At 72.2% G+C, this 17,524-nt stretch carries 11 protein-coding genes; 6 read left to right on the forward strand and 5 right to left on the reverse strand.

Annotated features, from left to right (window positions below):
• The first annotated feature begins 525 nt into the window (after nt 1-525).
• Nucleotides 526-1,170 carry a TetR/AcrR family transcriptional regulator gene (locus B056_RS0119515; protein ID WP_018503544.1) on the forward strand — a complete coding sequence of 215 codons (645 nt, stop codon included), beginning with the start codon at nt 526-528 and terminating at the stop codon, nt 1,168-1,170.
• A 174-nt stretch (nt 1,171-1,344) separates the two neighbouring features.
• Nucleotides 1,345-3,321, forward strand: a complete 1,977-nt coding sequence (thrS, locus tag B056_RS0119520; RefSeq protein WP_026239892.1) for a threonine--tRNA ligase — start codon at nt 1,345-1,347, stop codon at nt 3,319-3,321.
• A 56-nt stretch (nt 3,322-3,377) separates the two neighbouring features.
• On the opposite strand, the gene B056_RS0119525 is transcribed toward thrS, so the two are convergent.
• A complete protein-coding gene (locus B056_RS0119525) occupies nt 3,378-5,219 on the reverse strand; it encodes an NAD+ synthase (RefSeq protein WP_018503547.1) in 1,842 nt (613 codons plus the stop codon).
• A gap of 252 nt (nt 5,220-5,471) precedes the next feature.
• On the opposite strand from B056_RS0119525, the gene B056_RS0119530 reads away from it, so the two are divergent.
• The 3 genes from B056_RS0119530 to B056_RS0119540 all read left to right on the forward strand — a co-directional run bounded on the left by B056_RS0119530 (nt 5,472) and on the right by B056_RS0119540 (nt 12,105).
• Nucleotides 5,472-6,830 carry a glutamine synthetase family protein gene (locus B056_RS0119530; RefSeq protein ID WP_018503548.1) on the forward strand — a complete coding sequence of 453 codons (1,359 nt, stop codon included), beginning with the start codon at nt 5,472-5,474 and terminating at the stop codon, nt 6,828-6,830.
• A 145-nt stretch (nt 6,831-6,975) separates the two neighbouring features.
• Nucleotides 6,976-10,155 (forward strand): bifunctional [glutamine synthetase] adenylyltransferase/[glutamine synthetase]-adenylyl-L-tyrosine phosphorylase, encoded by a 3,180-nt coding sequence (locus tag B056_RS0119535; protein ID WP_018503549.1) that lies wholly within the window; start codon nt 6,976-6,978, stop codon nt 10,153-10,155.
• A 174-nt stretch (nt 10,156-10,329) separates the two neighbouring features.
• Entirely contained in the window at nt 10,330-12,105 is a 1,776-nt protein-coding gene (locus B056_RS0119540) for a phospholipase D-like domain-containing protein (RefSeq protein WP_026239893.1), read from the forward strand.
• 185 nt (nt 12,106-12,290) lie between these two features.
• On the opposite strand, the gene glnII is transcribed toward B056_RS0119540, so the two are convergent.
• Nucleotides 12,291-13,361: a glutamine synthetase GlnII gene (gene glnII / locus B056_RS0119545; RefSeq protein WP_018503550.1), complete on the reverse strand. Its 1,071-nt coding sequence runs from the start codon at nt 13,359-13,361 to the stop codon at nt 12,291-12,293.
• Between the two features lie 481 nt (nt 13,362-13,842).
• Nucleotides 13,843-15,267, reverse strand: a complete 1,425-nt coding sequence (gene glnA / locus B056_RS0119550; RefSeq protein ID WP_018503551.1) for a type I glutamate--ammonia ligase — start codon at nt 15,265-15,267, stop codon at nt 13,843-13,845.
• A 181-nt stretch (nt 15,268-15,448) separates the two neighbouring features.
• Between glnA and B056_RS37190 the strand changes: the two genes are divergently transcribed.
• Nucleotides 15,449-15,925, forward strand: a complete 477-nt coding sequence (locus B056_RS37190) for an RDD family protein (protein ID WP_026239894.1) — start codon at nt 15,449-15,451, stop codon at nt 15,923-15,925.
• A gap of 98 nt (nt 15,926-16,023) precedes the next feature.
• Here B056_RS37190 and B056_RS0119560 read toward each other — a convergent pair whose 3' ends face one another.
• Together B056_RS0119560 and B056_RS37195 are read right to left on the reverse strand one after the other, a co-directional pair.
• Nucleotides 16,024-17,025: a DUF4191 domain-containing protein gene (locus tag B056_RS0119560; RefSeq protein ID WP_018503553.1), complete on the reverse strand. Its 1,002-nt coding sequence runs from the start codon at nt 17,023-17,025 to the stop codon at nt 16,024-16,026.
• A gap of 56 nt (nt 17,026-17,081) precedes the next feature.
• Nucleotides 17,082-17,363 (reverse strand): hypothetical protein, encoded by a 282-nt coding sequence (locus B056_RS37195; RefSeq protein ID WP_035752097.1) that lies wholly within the window; start codon nt 17,361-17,363, stop codon nt 17,082-17,084.
• Between the last annotated feature and the right edge of the window lie 161 nt (nt 17,364-17,524).

Here is a 17,524-nt window from a genome sequence, read left to right on the forward strand (position 1 = left end):
TCCGCGCGGAGCCGGATCGGTGGGGAACCGGCCCGAGGGTGACAGCGCGGGCCACGGGACGGCGCCGGGCTGTGGCCCGCGGGTGGCCGCCCGCGGGCCCGCCATGCGGTCTCGCCGGGTGCGTCCAGCGGGTTTTCGTTGTTCGGGTGGTGTTGCGGAGCTGGTGTGTTGGCCTGCGGTGGCGCATCATGCACAGGCGCGCTGCAACCGCAAACGGATGCGTCTGGGCGGCGCGCGGACGTACTGTCCGATCTTGTGAGCCGCGGGCGGGGAAACGTGCCGGCACAGTGTGCCCGGAGTCACCGGGGTGCTCGGAGTCACCGGGAGCCCGGGGCGCCATGCCCGGGGCCGTCAGCCGCCCCGGGCGGCCGGGCGCCGGGGCGGCCGGGGGTACCCGGCGGGCGGGCACGGCCGTGACGGTCCCCGGTCGGTGGACGGCGTGACGAAGGCGCGGGTGGCGTAGGGCATGCGGATGGACCAGCACGGCGACCGGTCTGGGCCGCCACCGTCGGGCCGGGCGGTCTGATGGCCGTCACACATGTGCGCGGGTCGGCGCCCGGGGGCCGGGCGGCCCCCGCGCCCTCGGGAGTGGTGCGCCCGCCGGGCCGGCCACGGGACACCCGCTGTGACACCGCGATCATCCAGGCGACGCTGACCGAGCTGGCCAGCAACGGGTTCGGCGGGCTGTCGATGGAGGCGGTCGCGGCCGCGGCCGGGGTGGGCAAGGGCACCGTCTACCGGCGCTGGCCGAGCAAGGGCGCCCTGGTGGCCGATGCGCTGGCGACGCTGGCGGAGACCTACGAGCCGCACGACACCGGCTCGCTGCGCGACGACCTCGTCGCCGCGCTGAACTCGGTGCGCCGGCACAGCATCCAGACGCTGTCGGGGCGGATCATGCCGCGGCTGCTGGCCGAGAAGGAGACCCACCCGGAGCTGTTCGACACCTACCGCCAGCAGGTGATCGTGCCGTCGCGGGAGCGGGTGGCGAGCGTGCTGCGGCGCGGGGTGGCGGCCGGTGAGCTGCTGGCCGACCTCGACATCGACCTGGTGACGGACATGCTCGTCGGCCCGGTCTCCTACCGCCAGTACACCAGCGGGAGCCACGAGGTCAGCGGCACCCGGATCGGCCAGATCGTGGACACCGTCCTGGGTGGCATCCGCCCCCGCTGACCGGTCCGCCCACCCGGCGGGGCCGGTGTGTCACCGTGCGTGTAATCCCGTTGGGATGCCCGGAGCGCACGAGTAGCATCTGCGGTCGGGACGGCCTGAGCTGGCAACCCGATCCGTGATCAGGGTGGTCGCAGGCACGCCCTGATTGTCCGTTCAACGCAGCAGGAGAAACCGGTGTCCGACGTCCGCGTAACCGTCCAGCGAGGTCAGCAGGCCGAGGAGCGGGTGGTGCGGACGGGGACTACGGCCGCCGAGCTCTTCGACGGGGAGCGGTCGGTGATCGCGGCCCGCGTCGGTGGTCTTCAGCGTGACCTGGCCCATCCGCTCGCCGCTGGTGACGTCGTCGAGCCGATCACCGTCGACTCGCCGGACGGGCGGGCCATCGTCCGCCACTCCTGCGCCCACGTGGTCGCGCAGGCCGTGCAGGACCTGTTCCCCAAGGCCCGGCTCGGCATCGGCCCGCCGATCCAGGACGGCTTCTACTACGACTTCGACGTCGAGCGCCCGTTCACCCCGGAGGACCTCAAGGCCGTCGAGAAGCGCGCCCAGGAGATCATCAAGGCCGGCCAGCGTTTCGCCCGCCGGGTCGTCTCCGAGGACGAGGCGCGCGCCGAGCTCGCCGACGAGCCGTACAAGATCGAACTGATCGGGCTGAAGTCCAACACGGGCGACGACGCCGAGGCCGGGGTCGAGGTGGGCGAGGGCGAGCTCACCATCTACGACAACCTGGACCCGAAGTCCGGCGAGCTGTGCTGGAAGGACCTGTGCCGCGGGCCGCACGTGCCCACCACCCGGCACATCCCCGCGTTCGCCGTGCAGCGCTCGGCGGCGGCGTACTGGCGGGGCAGCGAGCGCAACCCGCAGCTGCAGCGCATCTACGGCACCGCCTGGGAGTCCCGCGACGCGCTCAAGGCCTACCAGCACCGGCTCGCCGAGGCGGAGAAGCGCGACCACCGCCGGCTGGGCGCCGAGCTCGACCTGTTCTCCTTCCCGACCGAGATCGGGCCCGGCCTGGCCGTGTTCCACCCCAAGGGCGGCGCGATCCGCACCGTGATGGAGGACTACTCGCGGCGCCGGCACATCGAGGCCGGGTACGAGTTCGTCAACACCCCGCACATCACCAAGTCCGACCTCTACGAGATCTCCGGGCACCTCGACTGGTTCGCCGACGGCATGTACCCGCCCATGCAGCTCGACGGCGGCACCGACTACTACCTCAAGCCGATGAACTGCCCGATGCACATCCTGATCTTCCGGTCGCGCGGCCGGTCGTACCGGGAGCTGCCGCTGCGGCTGTTCGAGTTCGGCACCGTCTACCGGTACGAGAAGTCCGGGGTCGTGCACGGCCTGACCCGGGTCCGCGGCCTCACCCAGGACGACGCGCACCTGTTCTGCGCCCGCGAGCAGCTGCCCACCGAGCTCGACACCGTCCTGAAGTTCGTGCTCGGCCTGCTGCGCGACTACGGCCTGGAGGACTTCTACCTCGAGCTGTCGACCCGTCCGCCGGGCAAGGCGATCGGCAGCGACGAGGAGTGGGAGGAGGCGACCGAGCTGCTGCGCGAGGCCGCCTCCAAGCAGGACCTCGAACTCGTCATGGACGAGGGCGGCGGCGCGTTCTACGGGCCGAAGATCTCCGTGCAGGCCCGGGACGCGATCGGGCGCACCTGGCAGCTGTCCACCATCCAGGTCGACTTCCAGCTCCCGCAGCGCTTCGACATGACCTACCAGGCGGCGGACGGCACCCGCCAGCGCCCGTTCATGATCCACCGGGCGCTGTTCGGGACGATCGAGCGGTTCTTCGCGATCCTGCTGGAGCACTACGCCGGCGCGCTGCCGCCGTGGCTGGCGCCCGTGCAGGTGGTGGGCATCCCGATCACCGACGAGCACGTGCCGTACCTGACCGACGTCGCGGCGAAGCTGCGGCAGCGGGGCATCCGCGTCGAGGTCGACTCGTCCGACGACCGGATGCAGAAGAAGATCCGCACCGCGCAGAAGCAGAAGGTGCCCTTCATGCTGCTCGCCGGCGACGAGGACGTCGCCAAGGGCGCGGTGTCCTTCCGTTTCCGGGACGGCACGCAGCGCAACGGCGTGCCGGTGGACGAGGCCGTCGCGGAGATCCTCGACGCCGTCGAGCGCCGCATCCAGGTCTGAGACCGGACATCCAGATCTGAGCCCGCGCCCCCGGCGGATCGGCCCGTCGGGGGCCGTCAGCCCGCCGGGTGGTCGCGCTCGCGCCACCGCGAGGTGATCGGCAGCCGGCGGTCGCGGCCGAACGCCTTGGACGTCACCTTCGGCCCGGGCGGGTTCTGCCGGCGCTTGTACTCGGCGAGGTCGACCAGCCGGATCACCCGGTCGACCGTCGCCGGGTCGTGGCCCGCCGCGGTCAGCTCGGCCCGGCCGAGGTCGTGGCTGACGTAGTCGTCGAGGACGGCGTCGAGGACCGAGTAGTCCGGCAGGCGGTCGGAGTCGAGCTGGCCGGGGGCGAGCTCCGCCGACGGCGGCTTGACGATGATCTCCTCCGGGATGGGCGGGACCTCGCCGCGGGCGACCGCCCGCGCGTTGCGCCAGCGGGCCAGCGCCCACACGTTGGTCTTCGAGACGTCCTTGATCGGGGCGAACCCGCCGGCGCTGTCGCCGTAGAGGGTGGAGAACCCGGTGGCCAGCTCGCTCTTGTTCCCGGTTGTCAGAATCAGGTGGCCGTGCTCGTTCGACAGCGCCATCAGCAGCGTCCCGCGGACCCGCGCCTGCAGGTTCTCCGCGGCCAGCCCGTGCAGGCCCCCCGCGGCGGCGAGCGCGGAGTGGAAGGCGGCCACCGTCGGCTCGATCGGGACGACGCTGTGCCGGGTCCGCTGCCGGTGGGCGAGCTCGGCGGCGTCGTCCAGCGAGCCCTGTGACGAGTGCGCCGAGGGCAGGGCCACCGTGTGCACGGCGTCCGGGCCCAGCGCGTCCACCGCGATCGTGGCCACCAGCGCCGAGTCGATGCCGCCGGACAGGCCGAGCGCCACCGAGCGGAAGCCGTTCTTGCGGACGTAGTCGCGGGTCCCGGTGACGACGGCGGCGTACAGCTCGCCGGCCGGGTCGGGCCGGTCGGCGACCGTCGCCGGGCGCGGCTCCCAGGCCGGCAGCGGATCGGCGGCGAGCACGACGTGGCTGACCGTCATCACGGTGCCGTCGCCGGCGTCGACCGGCCCGACCGGCGGCGTGGTGACCGGCCCGGTGACCGGCCCGTCCGGGCCTGTTCCCGGGCCCACGCCGGTGCCGGCGCCTTCGGGCAGGTCGAGGTCGACGGTGAGCAGGGTCTCGGCGAAGACCGGCGCGCGGGCGACGACCTCGCCGCCGGCGTCGACGACCAGCGAGTCGCCGTCGAAGACCAGCTCGTCCTGGCCGCCGACCAGGTTGACGTAGGCCAGCGTCGCACCGGCCTCCCGGGCGCGGCGCGCGCACAGCTCGTCGCGGTGGTGGGACTTGCCCTGCTCGTACGGCGACCCGTTGATGCACAGCAGCAGCCCGACCCCGACCTCGCGGGCCACCGCGACCGGGCCGCCCTCCTGCCAGAGGTCCTCGCAGACGGTCAGCCCGACGTCGACGCCGTGCAGCCGGAACACCGGGAACGTGCTGCCCGGCACGAAGTACCGGAACTCGTCGAACACCCCGTAGTTGGGCAGGTGGTGCTTGGCGGAGCGGGCCGCGACCCGGCCCTGCCACAGCACGGCCACGCAGTTCTGCGGCTCCCCGGCGGGACGTCCGACCGCCGGCGCCGGGTTCGGGGAGGCGTCGAGATAGCCGACGACGACGGCGATCTGACCGGCGCCCTCCTCGGCGAGCCGGACGGCGAGGCGCTCCAGGGCGGCGGCTGAGGCGGCCACGAAGGAGCGGCGCAGGACGAGGTCCTCGGCCGGGTAGCCGGTCAGCGTCATCTCGCCGAACACGACCAGGTGCGCGCTCTGGGCGAGGGCCTGCTTCACCCAGGAGCTCACCAGCTCCGCGTTGCCGTCCAGGTCTCCGACGGTGGTGTCCACCTGGGCGAGGGCGATCCGCAACTGGGCCATACAGGCAGCGTAGGCCGCGATACGGCGGCCGGGCGGCGCCGTCGTGGGGGTGGGTACGAGCGGTTGCGGCGGCGCAACTTCGCTGTAACGTCAGGCGCGTCGGGTCGGATCAGTCGCTACTCTCGGGTCAAAGTACCCGGGGGCGCCGCGCCCCGGCTCGGAGTATCGGGCGGCGGCGCAGCCGGGGGAAGATCACCGGAAGTTGACTCGGGGAGCCGTGCCGACGAGTCCACACCTCAGCGCGGAGGGCTCATGGACAAACAACAGGAATTCGTTCTTCGCACCCTTGAGGAACGCGACATCCGGTTCGTCCGGCTCTGGTTCACCGACGTGCTGGGGGTGCTGAAGTCGGTCGAGATCGCGCCGGCCGAGCTGGAGGGCGCGCTCGCCGAGGGCATCGGCTTCGACGGCTCCGCGATCGAGGGCTTCGCGCGGGTGCACGAGGCGGACATGCTCGCCCGGCCCGACCCGTCGACCTTCCAGGTGCTGCCGTGGCGCGGCGAACACCCGATGACCGCCCGCATGTTCTGCGACCTGGTCATGCCGGACGGGACGCCCGCCGTCGCGGACTCCCGCTGGGTGCTGCGCCGCACGCTGGCGAAGGCGGCCGACGCCGGGTTCACCTTCTACACCCACCCCGAGATCGAGTTCTTCCTGCTCAAGCACCCGCCGACCCGCGGCGGCCCGATGCCCCCGCCGGTGGACGAGTCGGGCTACTTCGACCTGACCCCGAACGACATCAGCCACGACTTCCGCCAGCAGGCCATCGGCGTGCTGGAACGGCTCGGCATCTCGGTGGAGTTCAGCCACCACGAGGTCGCCCCGGGCCAGCAGGAGATCGACCTGCGCTACGCAGACGCGCTCACCATCGCCGACAACATCATGACCTTCCGGCAGGTGATGAAGGAGGTGGCGCTGCGCCAGGGCATCTACGCCACGTTCATGCCCAAGCCGTTCAGCGACCAGGCCGGGTCGGGCATGCACACCCACATGAGCCTGTTCGAGGGCGACCGCAACGCCTTCCACGACCCCACCGACGAGTACCAGCTCTCCAAGGTGGCCAAGGCGTTCATCGCCGGGCTGCTGGTGCACGCCGCCGAGATCACCGCGGTCACCAACCAGTGGGTGAACTCCTACAAGCGGCTGGTCGGCGACCAGCGCGCCGGTGAGCTCATGGAGGCGCCCGCCTACGTCTGCTGGGGCCACAACAACCGCTCGGCGCTCATCCGGGTGCCGCTGTACAAGCTCAACAAGTCGAACGCGGCCCGGGTCGAGTTCCGCTCGCCGGACAGCGCCTGCAACCCGTACCTGACCTTCGCGCTGATGCTCGCCGCCGGCCTGCGCGGGGTACAGGGCGGGTACGACCTGCCGGCACCGGCGGCCGACGACGTCTGGACGCTCACCGAGGAGCAGCGCCGGGAGCGCGGCATCACCGCGCTGCCCGGGTCGCTGGCCGAGGCTATCGCGACCATGGAGACGTCCTCGCTCGTCCGGGAGACCCTCGGCGACGAGCTGTTCGACTTCTTCCTGCGCAACAAGCGCTCGGAGTGGATCGAGTACCGCAGGCAGGTCACCCCGTTCGAGATCGACCGGTACCTCCCGACCCTCTGAGGAGCCGGCGGCCGCGGGCCGCCGTTCCTCCGGAAGCCGCACCCATGCCCCACTCGACATTCCCGCTCTACCAAATATTCCAGCTCTGCTGGACGTTCGCGTCCCGCCCGCCGACCGTGCTCGGCCGGCTGGCCGGTCCCGTCAGATGACGGTCCCGGCCGCCGACCGGCGGCGCAACACCGCCGCCGCGCAGCTCGCCCGGCTCGGCTTCTCCGACGTCGAGCGGGTCGCCGCGACCATGCGGCGGATCGGCCTGCTTCCGGCCGACGACGGTGCGGCCGGGGGCGGTGCGGCGGGTGGCGGTGCGGCCGCTGATGGTGAGGCGAGGCTGGCGGCGAGCGTCGTCGTCGGCGAGCTGGCCGCCGCCGCGGATCCCGACCGGGCGCTGCGCTGCCTCGACCGGCTGCTCGACGCCCAGGACGCGCCGGCCGCGGCCCGGCTGCTGACCGCGCTCACCGCCCGGGCGGGCCTGCGCCGCCGCCTGATCGCGGTACTGGGAGCCAGCTCCGCGCTGGGCGATCATCTCGTCGCCCATCCCGGGGACTGGGCGATCCTGGACTCCGACGAGGCGATGACCGGCCCGGCCGACCCGGTGGCGGCCCGCGGGCGGCTGCTGCGGGCCGTCGGCGCCGACCCCGGCGCCGCCGAGCCCCGCGCCCGCGGCGACGGCTCGGACGTGCTGGACGCGCTGCGGCTGGCCTACCGGCGCGCCCTGCTCGTCCTGGCCGCGCGGGACCTCACCGGCACGGTCACCCTGGACGACGCCACCGCCGAGCTCGCCGCCCTCGCCGGGGCCGCTCTCGATGCCGCCCTCGCGGTGGCCCGCGCCGGGCTCGGCCCCGGCGACGTCCCCGTCCGGCTCGCCGTGATCGGGATGGGCAAGTGCGGCGGGCGCGAGCTGAACTACGTCAGCGACGTCGACGTCCTGTTCGTGGCCGAACCGGCGCCGCCGGCTGGGACCGAGGCCGGGGCCGGAACCGGGACCTCGGCGGCGCCGGAGCTGGAGGCGGCGCTGCGGACCGCGACGCGGCTCGCCGAGCGGGTCGTCCGGGTCTGCGGCACGCCGACCGCGGCCGGCGAGCTGTTCCAGGTCGACGTCAACCTCCGCCCGGAGGGCCGGCACGGCGCACTGGTGCGCACCCTCGACAGCCACCGGGCCTACTACCGGCGCTGGGCCCGGACCTGGGAGTTCCAGGCCCTGCTCAAGGCCCGCCCGATCGCCGGCGACCCCGAGCTCGGCCGGCGGTTCGCCGCGATGGTCGCCCCGATGGTGTGGACGGCGGCCTCCCGCCCCGGGTTCGTCGCCGACATCCGGGCCATGCGGCGGCGGGTGGAACGCTCGCTGTCCCGCTCCGAGGCCGACCGCAACCTCAAGCTCGGCCCCGGCGGGCTGCGCGACGTCGAGTTCGCGGTGCAGCTGCTGCAGCTGGTGCACGGCCGGGCCGACGCCAAGCTGCAGGTCGCGTCCACCCTGGACGCCCTCGACGGCCTGGCGCGCGGCGGGTATGTCGGCCGCCGCGACGCCGCCGGGCTCGCCGACGCCTACCGGTTCCTGCGCGCCGCCGAGCACCGGCTGCAACTACAGCGGCTGCGCCGGCTGCACACCCTGCCGCGCGACCCCGCAGAGCTGCGCTGGCTGGCCCGCTGCCTGGGCCTGCGGGGAGCCGCCGAGCTGGAGGCGGAACACCGCCGGGTGGCCCGGTTCGTCCGCTCACTGCACGAGAACCTCTTCTACCAGCCGCTGCTGGAGGCCGTGGCCCGGCTGTCCGCGGAGGAGATGCGGCTGACCCCGCAGGAGGCCGCTGACCGGCTGGCCGCGCTCGGCTTCGCCAACCCGGCCCGCTCCCTGCGTCACATCGAGGCGCTGACGAACGGGGTGAGCCGCACGGCGGCCATCCAGCGGCACCTGCTGCCGGCGATGCTGCCCGCCTTCGCCGACGCCCCCGAGCCCGACGCCGGGCTGCTGGCGTACCGGCAGGTCAGCGAGGCGCTCGGGCGCACCCCCTGGTACCTGCGGCTGCTGCGGGACTCCGCCGGCGCCGCCGACCGGCTCGCCCGGGTGCTGGCCACCAGCCGGTACGTCGCCGACCTGATGGCCCGGGCGCCGGAGTCGGTGCGGCTGCTGCGCACCGAGGAGGAGCTGCGCCCGGTGCCGCGGGAGGCCCTGGTGCGCACCCTGCTCGCGGTCGCGCACCGCAACCCCGACGCCGAGGACGCGGTCGGGCGGGCCCGGGCGGTGCGCCGGGTGGAACTGGTCCGGGTGGCCTGCGCGGACCTGCTGGGCCTGCTCGACGTCGGCGCCGTCGGCCGGGCCCTCTCGGACGCCGCCGCGGCCACGATCGAGGCCGCCCTGCTGATCGCGCGCCGCGAGGTCGCCAATGTCCGCGGTGTCCGTGGTGCCGGCGGTGCCGGCGGTTCCGGCGGGTTCGACGGCGGCGACGGGCTGCCCGTCCGGCTGGCCGTCGTCGCGATGGGTCGGCTCGGCGGTGGGGAGCTGTCCTACGGCAGCGACGCCGACGTGCTCTTCGTCCACGAGGCGGAACCCGGGGTCGGTGAGGCGCGGGCGGCCCGGCTGGCCACCGAGATCATCGAGGAGTTGCATCGCCTGCTCGCGCTGCCGGGCCCGGACCCGCCGCTGACGCTCGACGCCGCGCTGCGCCCGGAGGGCCGCAGCGGACCGCTGTCCCGCACGATCGAGGGCTACTCGTTCTACTACGAGCGCTGGTCGGCGGGCTGGGAGGCCCAGGCGCTGCTGCGCGCCCACCCGCTGGCCGGCGACGTGGAACTCGCCGCCCGCTTCTGCCGGCTCGCCGACCGCGTCCGGTACCCGCGTTCGCTGGCCGCCGGCACCATCGCCGAATCCGTGCGGCTGCGCGGGCGGATGGGACGGGAACGGATCCCGCGCGGTGTCGACCGCACTCTGCACGTGAAGTTCGGCCCGGGCGGGCTGACCGACGTCGAGTGGACGTTGCAGCTCCTTCAGCTCGGCCACGCCTGGCGGCTGCCGGGCCTGCGCACCACCGTCACCCGGGACGGCCTTCGTGCCGCGGCCGGCGCGGGCCTGCTCGCCGCGGGCGAGCTCGCCGCCCTGGACCGCGCGTGGACGCTCGCCTCCCGGGTGCGCAACGGGATCATGCTGACCTCCGGTCAGGCGGGCGACGTTCTCCCGGCCGGTCCGCCTGATCTGGAGCGGGTCGCCCGCGCGCTGGGATACCCGGCGGAGACAGTTCACGAGCTGCCCGCCGGCTACCGCCGGGCCGCCGCCCGCGCCCGCTCCGTGGTGGATGACGTCCTTGCCCGCGAGCAACGTACCGCGCACGGCTGAACCCGGGGTTCACCAGCCTTTCACGGTTTTACGCACCGGTGTCGCCGGTGACGTGGTAAACCAGTATGGCCGATTATTCGGGAAGGACGGGGGACCCCGGCGGATATCGGCTGTTTCAAGCCGCCGTACCGCGCCGTCATGGTCGCCAACCGTTTACCGCGCCGAAAGGAAATTATGTCGCACGCGCCGCACAATATCGACACGCTGACAACCGCCTACTTTACCCGCCCCACCGACCTTCCGTTCTCCTCGCCTCTTGGAGAAACCGCGCCGGAACAGTGGGCGCCACTGGACCTGGGGCCGAACGACGTCGAGGCGTTCATCGACGGCCTGGCCTATTTCACCGCCGTCGAGAACGAGATCGACCGGCTCATCGCCGGTCCGGTCGGCGCGGGGTTCTTCTACTGCACGGCGTGGTGGCTCGGCACGGTCACGACGCCCGCGACCGTGCGGATCCGCTCGGTCGACAAGGCGATCGGAAAGCTCGCCGCGGCAGCGGGGATCAACCTCGAGACCGAGTTCACCCGCAATTTGGGCCAGGACGAGTTCAAACTGCCCAGCGGCACCCCGCTGCGATCGAAGCTCGCCCAGCTCATCGGTCGGAGGGTGGATGTCCGGATCCTGGCCTGGACGTCGCCCTTCGCGCCGAAGTACAAGCCGGTGGCCGACCTGCTGGGCAGCCTGACCGACCTCAACCTCCACACGATCCTCAGCGTCGACTCGCTGCGGCGGATCTACGCGGCCGCCCAGAACAAGATCCTGCTCAACACGTGCGCGCATCCGCTGGGGGCCGCCCACGCCAAGATGATCGTGTGCGGCGGCGCGAATCGGCTCGCCGCCTTCACCGGCGGGCTCGACGCGGCACCCGGCAGAATGAGGCCGGTGCCCTGGGCGCTGGCGAGTCCGACCCGGGGCTGGCACGACGTGGCGGTCCGGGTCCAGGGCCCGGCGGCGGGGGCGATGTACAACTTCTTCCGCAGTCTGTGGAACGAGCAGCTCAAACAGCCGATCGACACGTTCGTCATCGACGACGAGCCGGTTCCCACGCATTTCGCGGACTCGCCCCCGGTTCCGGCCGCCCCGGCGCCGCCGGCCGTCGTCGGACCGCGCCAGCGGGTTCAGGTCCTGCGGACGGTGCCGCAGATGAACTTCTCGGCGGCCGGCCCGGACCGGCTTGGGCCGTCCGCCGCGCAGCGATGGCTTCTCACCACCGCGGCCGGGTTCAGGCGAGGACCCATCACCTTCGCCCCGGATGGAATCTTCGAATTTCACGTCGCGCTGCGAAAGGCGATTTCGCAGGCCACCCGGTACATTTTCATCGCCGACCAGGCATTCACCTCGCAGGAGGTGATGGGCTGGCTCAACTCCAGACTCATCCAGCAGCCGGGCCTGAAGGTGATCCTGGTGCACGGCGCCGACCCCGCCGACCCGCCGTCCGGGCTGCTGAATCACGCTGTCAACAACTTCCTGCTGCCCCACCTGCCCGGAGCCGGTGGAAACCCGAACAATGTGATCGTCTGTGGTTGGGTGGGTGTCACGGTCCACAGCAAGGTCGTCATCATCGATGACCAGTGGTGTGCGGTCGGCTCGGCGAACTGTATGCGTCGCAGTCATTTCACGGATATCGAGCTGTCGATCGCCGTGCTTGACGAGGACGAGCCTGGTTTCGCTCAGCGGCTTCGCCGGGACCTCTGGGCGCGGTACTGCGGCGTGCCGCTGCAGGGCGAGTCGATCGCCATCTCCTACGACGACGAACTCACCGCCCTGCTCGACCTCAACCGGGCGCTGGGGATCTGGAAGCCGGCGTGGGGGTCCGGGGCGGCGCTGCCGATGGCCGCGCACCTGCTCGGCTCGGTCCAGCCCTACCCGCTGCCCATGCCCGTGCCCACGGTCGCCTACAGCGAGGCCGCGTACGACGCGCAGGACATCGACTCGCGCAAGGTCGTCTGAGCCCGGGGCCGACCCGGAATCCCGCGGCCGGGACGACCGCGGGGAGAGGCGGGGCGGTGCCGGGGGCCGTCACGGCGCGGCTGGAGCGGTCAGCCCGCGGCCTCCAGCGGCAGGCGTGCCAGCCGGAGGCCGCGGACGTGCTCCATGCCAGCAGGGCCGCGGCGCGCGGCCCCCGCTCGGACCGCTCAGACCTTGACGGTCGCGTCGGCGGTCTGCGACGGCACGAACAGGGTCGGCTTGTCGCCGGCCAGCGCGCTGCAGCAGGTGTCGACGATCAGCGAAGAGACCACGTACGGGTCCATGTTGGCGTTGGGCCGGCGGTCCTCGATCCAGCCCTTCTTGGCCTTCTCGACGGCCCACGGGATGCGGATGGAGGCGCCACGGTCCGAGGCACCCCAGGAGAACTTGTTCCAGGGGGCGGTCTCGTGCTTGCCGGTCAGCCGGAGCTCGATGCCGTCACCGTAGTGGGTGACGTGCTCCATCACCCGGGTGCCCAGCGCCTCGCAGACGGCGACGATCGCGTCCCAGCTCTCCATGGTCTGCCTGGTGGAGAAGTTGGTGTGCGCACCGGCGCCGTTCCAGTCGCCGGCCATCGGCTTGGCGGCGAAGGACACCGACGCGCCGAAGTCCTCGGCGATCCGGTGCAGCAGCCAGCGGCCGACCCAGATGTGGTCGCCGATCGTGGGCGTCGGCAGCACGCCGATCTGGAACTCCCACTGGCCCATCATGACCTCGGCGTTGGTGCCCTCGATCGCGAGGCCGGCGTCGAGGCACGCCTGGGTGTGCTTCTCGACGATGTCCCGGCCGGGCATCTTCTCGCCGCCGACGCCGCAGTAGTACGGGCCCTGCGCCTCGGGGTACCCGGCCGCCGGCCAGCCGAGGGGACGCCCGTTCTGGAAGAACGTGTACTCCTGCTCGATGCCGAACATCGGCGACATGTCGGCGTACTTCTCGGCCACGGCACGGGCGGCGGCGCGGGTGTTCGTCGGGTGCGGGGTGAAGTCGGTCAGCTGGACCTCACACAGCACGAGCACGTTGTCGCCGCCGCGCAGCGGGTCCGGGCAGGTGAAGACAGGCTGCAGGACGCAGTCGGAGTTCGAACCCGGGGCCTGGTTCGTGCTCGAGCCGTCGAAGCCCCAGATCTCCGGCTCCTTGCCGCCCTTGACGATGCGGGTCTTGCTCCGCATCAACGGCTCAGGCTTGGTGCCGTCGATCCAGATGTACTCGGCCTGATAGCTCTTCGACTTGGAGCTCACTCATACTCCCCGTGGTTGACGTGGCACGTGACGGAGCGACTGTGTGATCGGCCGGGGGAGGGCCGACCCCGGCCGCGACTGACGCAGGGTTCGTCCGGAGCTTGGTCGGGCCTCGTTTCCAATCAGTTCCCGGGGTGTTAATTCTCGGTCACCGGAGTGTTGCTGCGCGGCCGTGGGCGCGACGCGGAAGCGAATACCCGTCGGTCCGCGGGAACCATCCCGGAAAAGCTCCCGTAACGACGGACGGCCCGTGCCCACGGGTTCGTGGGCACGGGCCGTCCGTCGTCGGCTGATATTCGCCCGCCGTCGCCGGCGGAGTTCCGGGAAGGCCCGGCCGCAGGTCGGAACGGCTGTCAGGTGGCTGGTGCCGGGGGAGGGCCATAGGTCATGCGAGAACCCCCGGTGCCGCTCTCACGCCGTGCGGCGGGAGTCCGGCCGCCCCGTTGGTGGCGCCGCTCCGGACCGGGACGGATATCGCGTTCTAGATGTCGTAGTAGAGGCTGAACTCGTACGGGTGCGGGCGCAGCCGGATGGCGTCGACCTCGTTCACCCGCTTGTAGTCGATCCAGGTCTCGATGAGGTCGGGGGTGAAGACGTTTCCCTCGCGGAGGAACTCGTTGTCGGCCTCGAGCGCGTCGAGGACCTTCTCGAGTGAGCCGGGCACCTGCGGAACGGCGGCGAGCTCGTCCGGCGGGAGCTCGTAGAGGTCCTTGTCGATCGGGTCCGGCGGGTCGATCTTGTTCTTCACGCCGTCCAGGCCGGCCATCAGCATCGCCGCGAACGCCAGGTACGGGTTGCAGCTCGGGTCCGGCACCCGGAACTCGACCCGCTTCGCCTTCGGCGAGTCGCCGCCGAGCGGGATCCGGCAGCACGCCGAGCGGTTGCGCGCCGAGTAGACGAGGTTCACCGGGGCCTCGTAGCCGGGCACCAGCCGCCGGTAGGAGTTCGTGGTCGGGTTGGTGAACGCCAGCAGGGCCGGCGCGTGGTGCAGCAGGCCGCCGATGTAGTGGCGCGCGATGTCGGACAGGCCGCCGTACCCGTTCGGGCTGTAGAAGAGCGGCTCGCCGTCCTTCCAGAGGCTCTGGTGGGTGTGCATGCCGGAGCCGTTGTCCTCGAAGAGGGGCTTGGGCATGAAGGTCACGGTCTTGCCGCGGCTGCGCGCCACGTTGCGGATCACGTACTTGTAGAGCATCAGGTTGTCGGCCGTCTTGAGCAGCGTGTCGTACCTGATGTCGATCTCGGCCTGGCCGGCGGTGCCGACCTCGTGGTGCTGCATCTCGACGGTGATGCCGACCTCGAAGAGCACCCGGGTCATCTCCGAGCGCAGGTCGGTGAAGTGGTCCGTCGGCGGCACGGGGAAGTAGCCGCCCTTGAACCGGGGCTTGTAGCCGAGGTTGCCGCCCTCCTCCTTACGGGCCGTGTTCCACGCGGCCTCCACCGAGTCGACCGCGTGCATCGACCCGTAGGGGGTGTAGTCGTAGCGGACGTCGTCGAAGATGTAGAACTCGGCCTCGGGCCCGAAGTAGGCGGTGTCGGCGATCCCCGTGCCGCGCAGGTAGGCCTCGGCCTTCTTGGCGATGTTGCGGGGGTCGCGCGAGTACTGCTCCTTGGTGATCGGGTCGTGGATGAAGAACGTCATCGCGAGGGTGGGGTGCTCGCGGAACGGGTCGACAAACGCCGTCCGAGGGTCCGGCAGCAGCAGCATGTCGGATTCGTGAATCGCCTGGAAACCGCGGATCGACGACCCGTCGAACATGAGGCCATCGCTGAACACCGACTCGGAGAAAACCTCCGTGGGGATTGTGAAGTGCTGCATCACCCCGGGAAGGTCGCAGAATCGTACGTCAATGAACTGTACGCCTTCGTCCCGGATATAACGGAGCACGTCGTCGGCGTTTGTGAACATCCACCCTCCAGCGTTTGTCAGGTATCCGTGAACTGACAGGGTACGCTCTGGTCGGTTGCGCGACGTGACCGGATAGCGTACCGGGGATATCACCGCGTTGTTTCCGAGATGTTACCGTAACGGCGTTCGTCACGGTACGTCATCGCCCGATCGGCGCGGGATCGCCGCATAGGCTTGCGCCGTGGGACGCGCACTCGGAGGTTGGCTGGAAGGGCCCGGGCTGCCTCGGGACACACCACCCGGAGCCCGGCTCGGGCTCCCGGCGGAGGGCCCCGGTTCGGTGGTGGGGTTCGGCCCCCGCCTGATCGCCTATGCCGTCGACGCGGTGATGGCGAACCTGCTGGTGGGAGTCCTGTTCCTGGTCGGCGTCAGCGCCGTGGGGGATGCCCGTGGCCTGGCCGTGTACGGAGCGTTCCTGCTCGAGGAGCTCCTGCTGGTCGCCGTCGCCGGGCAGACCATCGGCATGCGGCTGGCGCGCATCCGGGTTGTCCGGGTGCGCGACGGGGCGCGGCAGAGCTGGCCCTGGATCGTCGTGCGGACGCTGCTGCTGGCCCTGTTCATCCCGATCTTCATCTGGGACCGTGACCTGCGCGGCACGCACGACCGCGCCGCCGGGACGGTGGTCGTGCGCGACCCGGTCACCTCACCGGTGACCTGAACCCACCCGGCTCAGCGTGGCCAGGCCGGCATGGCCACGCCGGCCTGGCCGGCGTGGCGGTTCGGCGCGGGCCTGGTGGGCTCGGCGGCGCGGCTGGCTCAGCGCAGCCGGCCGCCGCGGGGGATGTTGCGCGGGATGGGGCCCTTGGGGATCGGAAGCGCCGGGGCGCTGACGGCCTTCAGCCTGCGGTCGAGGGCGTCCACGTCGCGCTTGCGCAGCTCGCGGCGCAGCCGCATGAGCGTGCTCTGCAGCTTCGGCAGCGGGATCTCGCCCTCGCCGGTCCCGACGACGTAGTCGAGCAGCGGGGCCTCGCCGACGATCTTGCGGATGCGGCGCTTCTCCGCCACGAGCAGTTCGCGCGGGCCCCGGCCGCGACCCTCCGCGATCAGGATCACGCCCGCCCGGCAGACCACGCGGTGGACCACGTCCTGATGTCGGTTCACCCCGACGGCGGGGGTGAGCCGCCAGTCGCCGCGCATCCGCTCGACAACCCCGGCGGCGGCGCCCGGCTTGCCCTCCATCTCGGCGTACGCGGTCTTCTGGACCCGCCGGCTGAACACGTTCAGCGCCACGACCAGCCCGAGCAGCACCGCGATCGGCAGCCACACGTACAGCGGGCCGACGAACACCCCGAGGATGACACCGACCGCGATCGGGCCGGCGAGCCCGAGCAGGCTCAGCCACAGCACCCGCGGGTCACGCTGCTTTGTGATCTTGTAGACGAGGCGGATCTGCGCGAGCCTGCCGCGCGCCCCGCCAGGGGCGTCACCGCCACCGGCGGCCGGTGGCGGTGTGGCGGCCCGCGCGTTCCGGCCGGCCCTGTCCTGCGGGTCGGACGCACCGCCCGAGCCGGCCTGGTCGGACCTTGCGGCCCGGCGGGCCTTGCCGCCGCCCTTCGGGGCTCCGCCCCTGGGGGCTCCGCCGGTCGGCCCGCCCGCCTTCGGGTCCCCCGCCTTCTGGGCACCCCCGCCCGGGCGTGACCCGGACGCTCCCGTTCCACCCGGGCGGCGGGCGGCCCCGCCACCGGTCGTTCCGCTTCCACCCGCGGCCGCGAGCACCGGCTCCCCGCCGGCTCCGGCCGGCTTCTTCCGCAGCGCCATAAACGCGAGCCTACGGCCTCGGGCGGGGTGCCTGGCGACTGCTCCGGTAACGGAGGTCAGGAACGGGCGGCGGCGGCCGCCCGGGAGCGCGCCGGTGAGACTCGCGGCGCCGAGATCCGGGAGAGGGGGAAGGTGGCCCGGGCCGGCGGTGGCACGGGCGGCGGCGCGGGGGAGGGCTCGAGCGCGGACACGGAGATCTGGTCGACCCAGCGGTAGCCGGTGGTCACGTGCAGGTCGGTGGCGGCGCGCCAGGCGTTGTGGCGCGCGGTGCGCTGACCGCCATGGGGCAGGACGAGGAGAGTCAGTTCCTCGAGTGCGCTGAGAAGTGAGCGGAGCACGGTGTCGACGACCTCCCGACGCGGTCGTGGCGCCCGAGGCGGGAGGAGCTCCCGCCGGAACAGCACTGAGTGTGTAGGGCGCAGATGTCGTCGCGATGTCCGCAAGGTGGCGGCGACCCCCGCGCAACGGCGAATCTCGTGACCGCCGTGTGACGCAGAGC

Source organism: Parafrankia discariae (genome assembly GCF_000373365.1).
GTDB classification, from domain to species: Bacteria; Actinomycetota; Actinomycetes; order Frankiales; family Frankiaceae; genus Parafrankia; species Parafrankia discariae.

Bases quoted from the DNA above. Each gene is read 5' to 3' on its own strand.
- B056_RS0119560 (WP_018503553.1), bottom strand. From the start codon at position 17,025: ATGGCGCTGCGGAAGAAGCCGGCCGGAGCCGGCGGGGAGCCGGTGCTC.
- B056_RS0119535 (WP_018503549.1), top strand. From the start codon at position 6,976: ATGACGGTCCCGGCCGCCGACCGGCGGCGCAACACCGCCGCCGCGCAG.
- B056_RS0119530 (WP_018503548.1), top strand. From the start codon at position 5,472: ATGGACAAACAACAGGAATTCGTTCTTCGCACCCTTGAGGAACGCGAC.
- B056_RS0119515 (WP_018503544.1), top strand. From the start codon at position 526: ATGGCCGTCACACATGTGCGCGGGTCGGCGCCCGGGGGCCGGGCGGCC.
- B056_RS0119525 (WP_018503547.1), bottom strand. From the start codon at position 5,219: ATGGCCCAGTTGCGGATCGCCCTCGCCCAGGTGGACACCACCGTCGGA.
- B056_RS0119540 (WP_026239893.1), top strand. From the start codon at position 10,330: ATGTCGCACGCGCCGCACAATATCGACACGCTGACAACCGCCTACTTT.
- glnA (WP_018503551.1), bottom strand. From the start codon at position 15,267: ATGTTCACAAACGCCGACGACGTGCTCCGTTATATCCGGGACGAAGGC.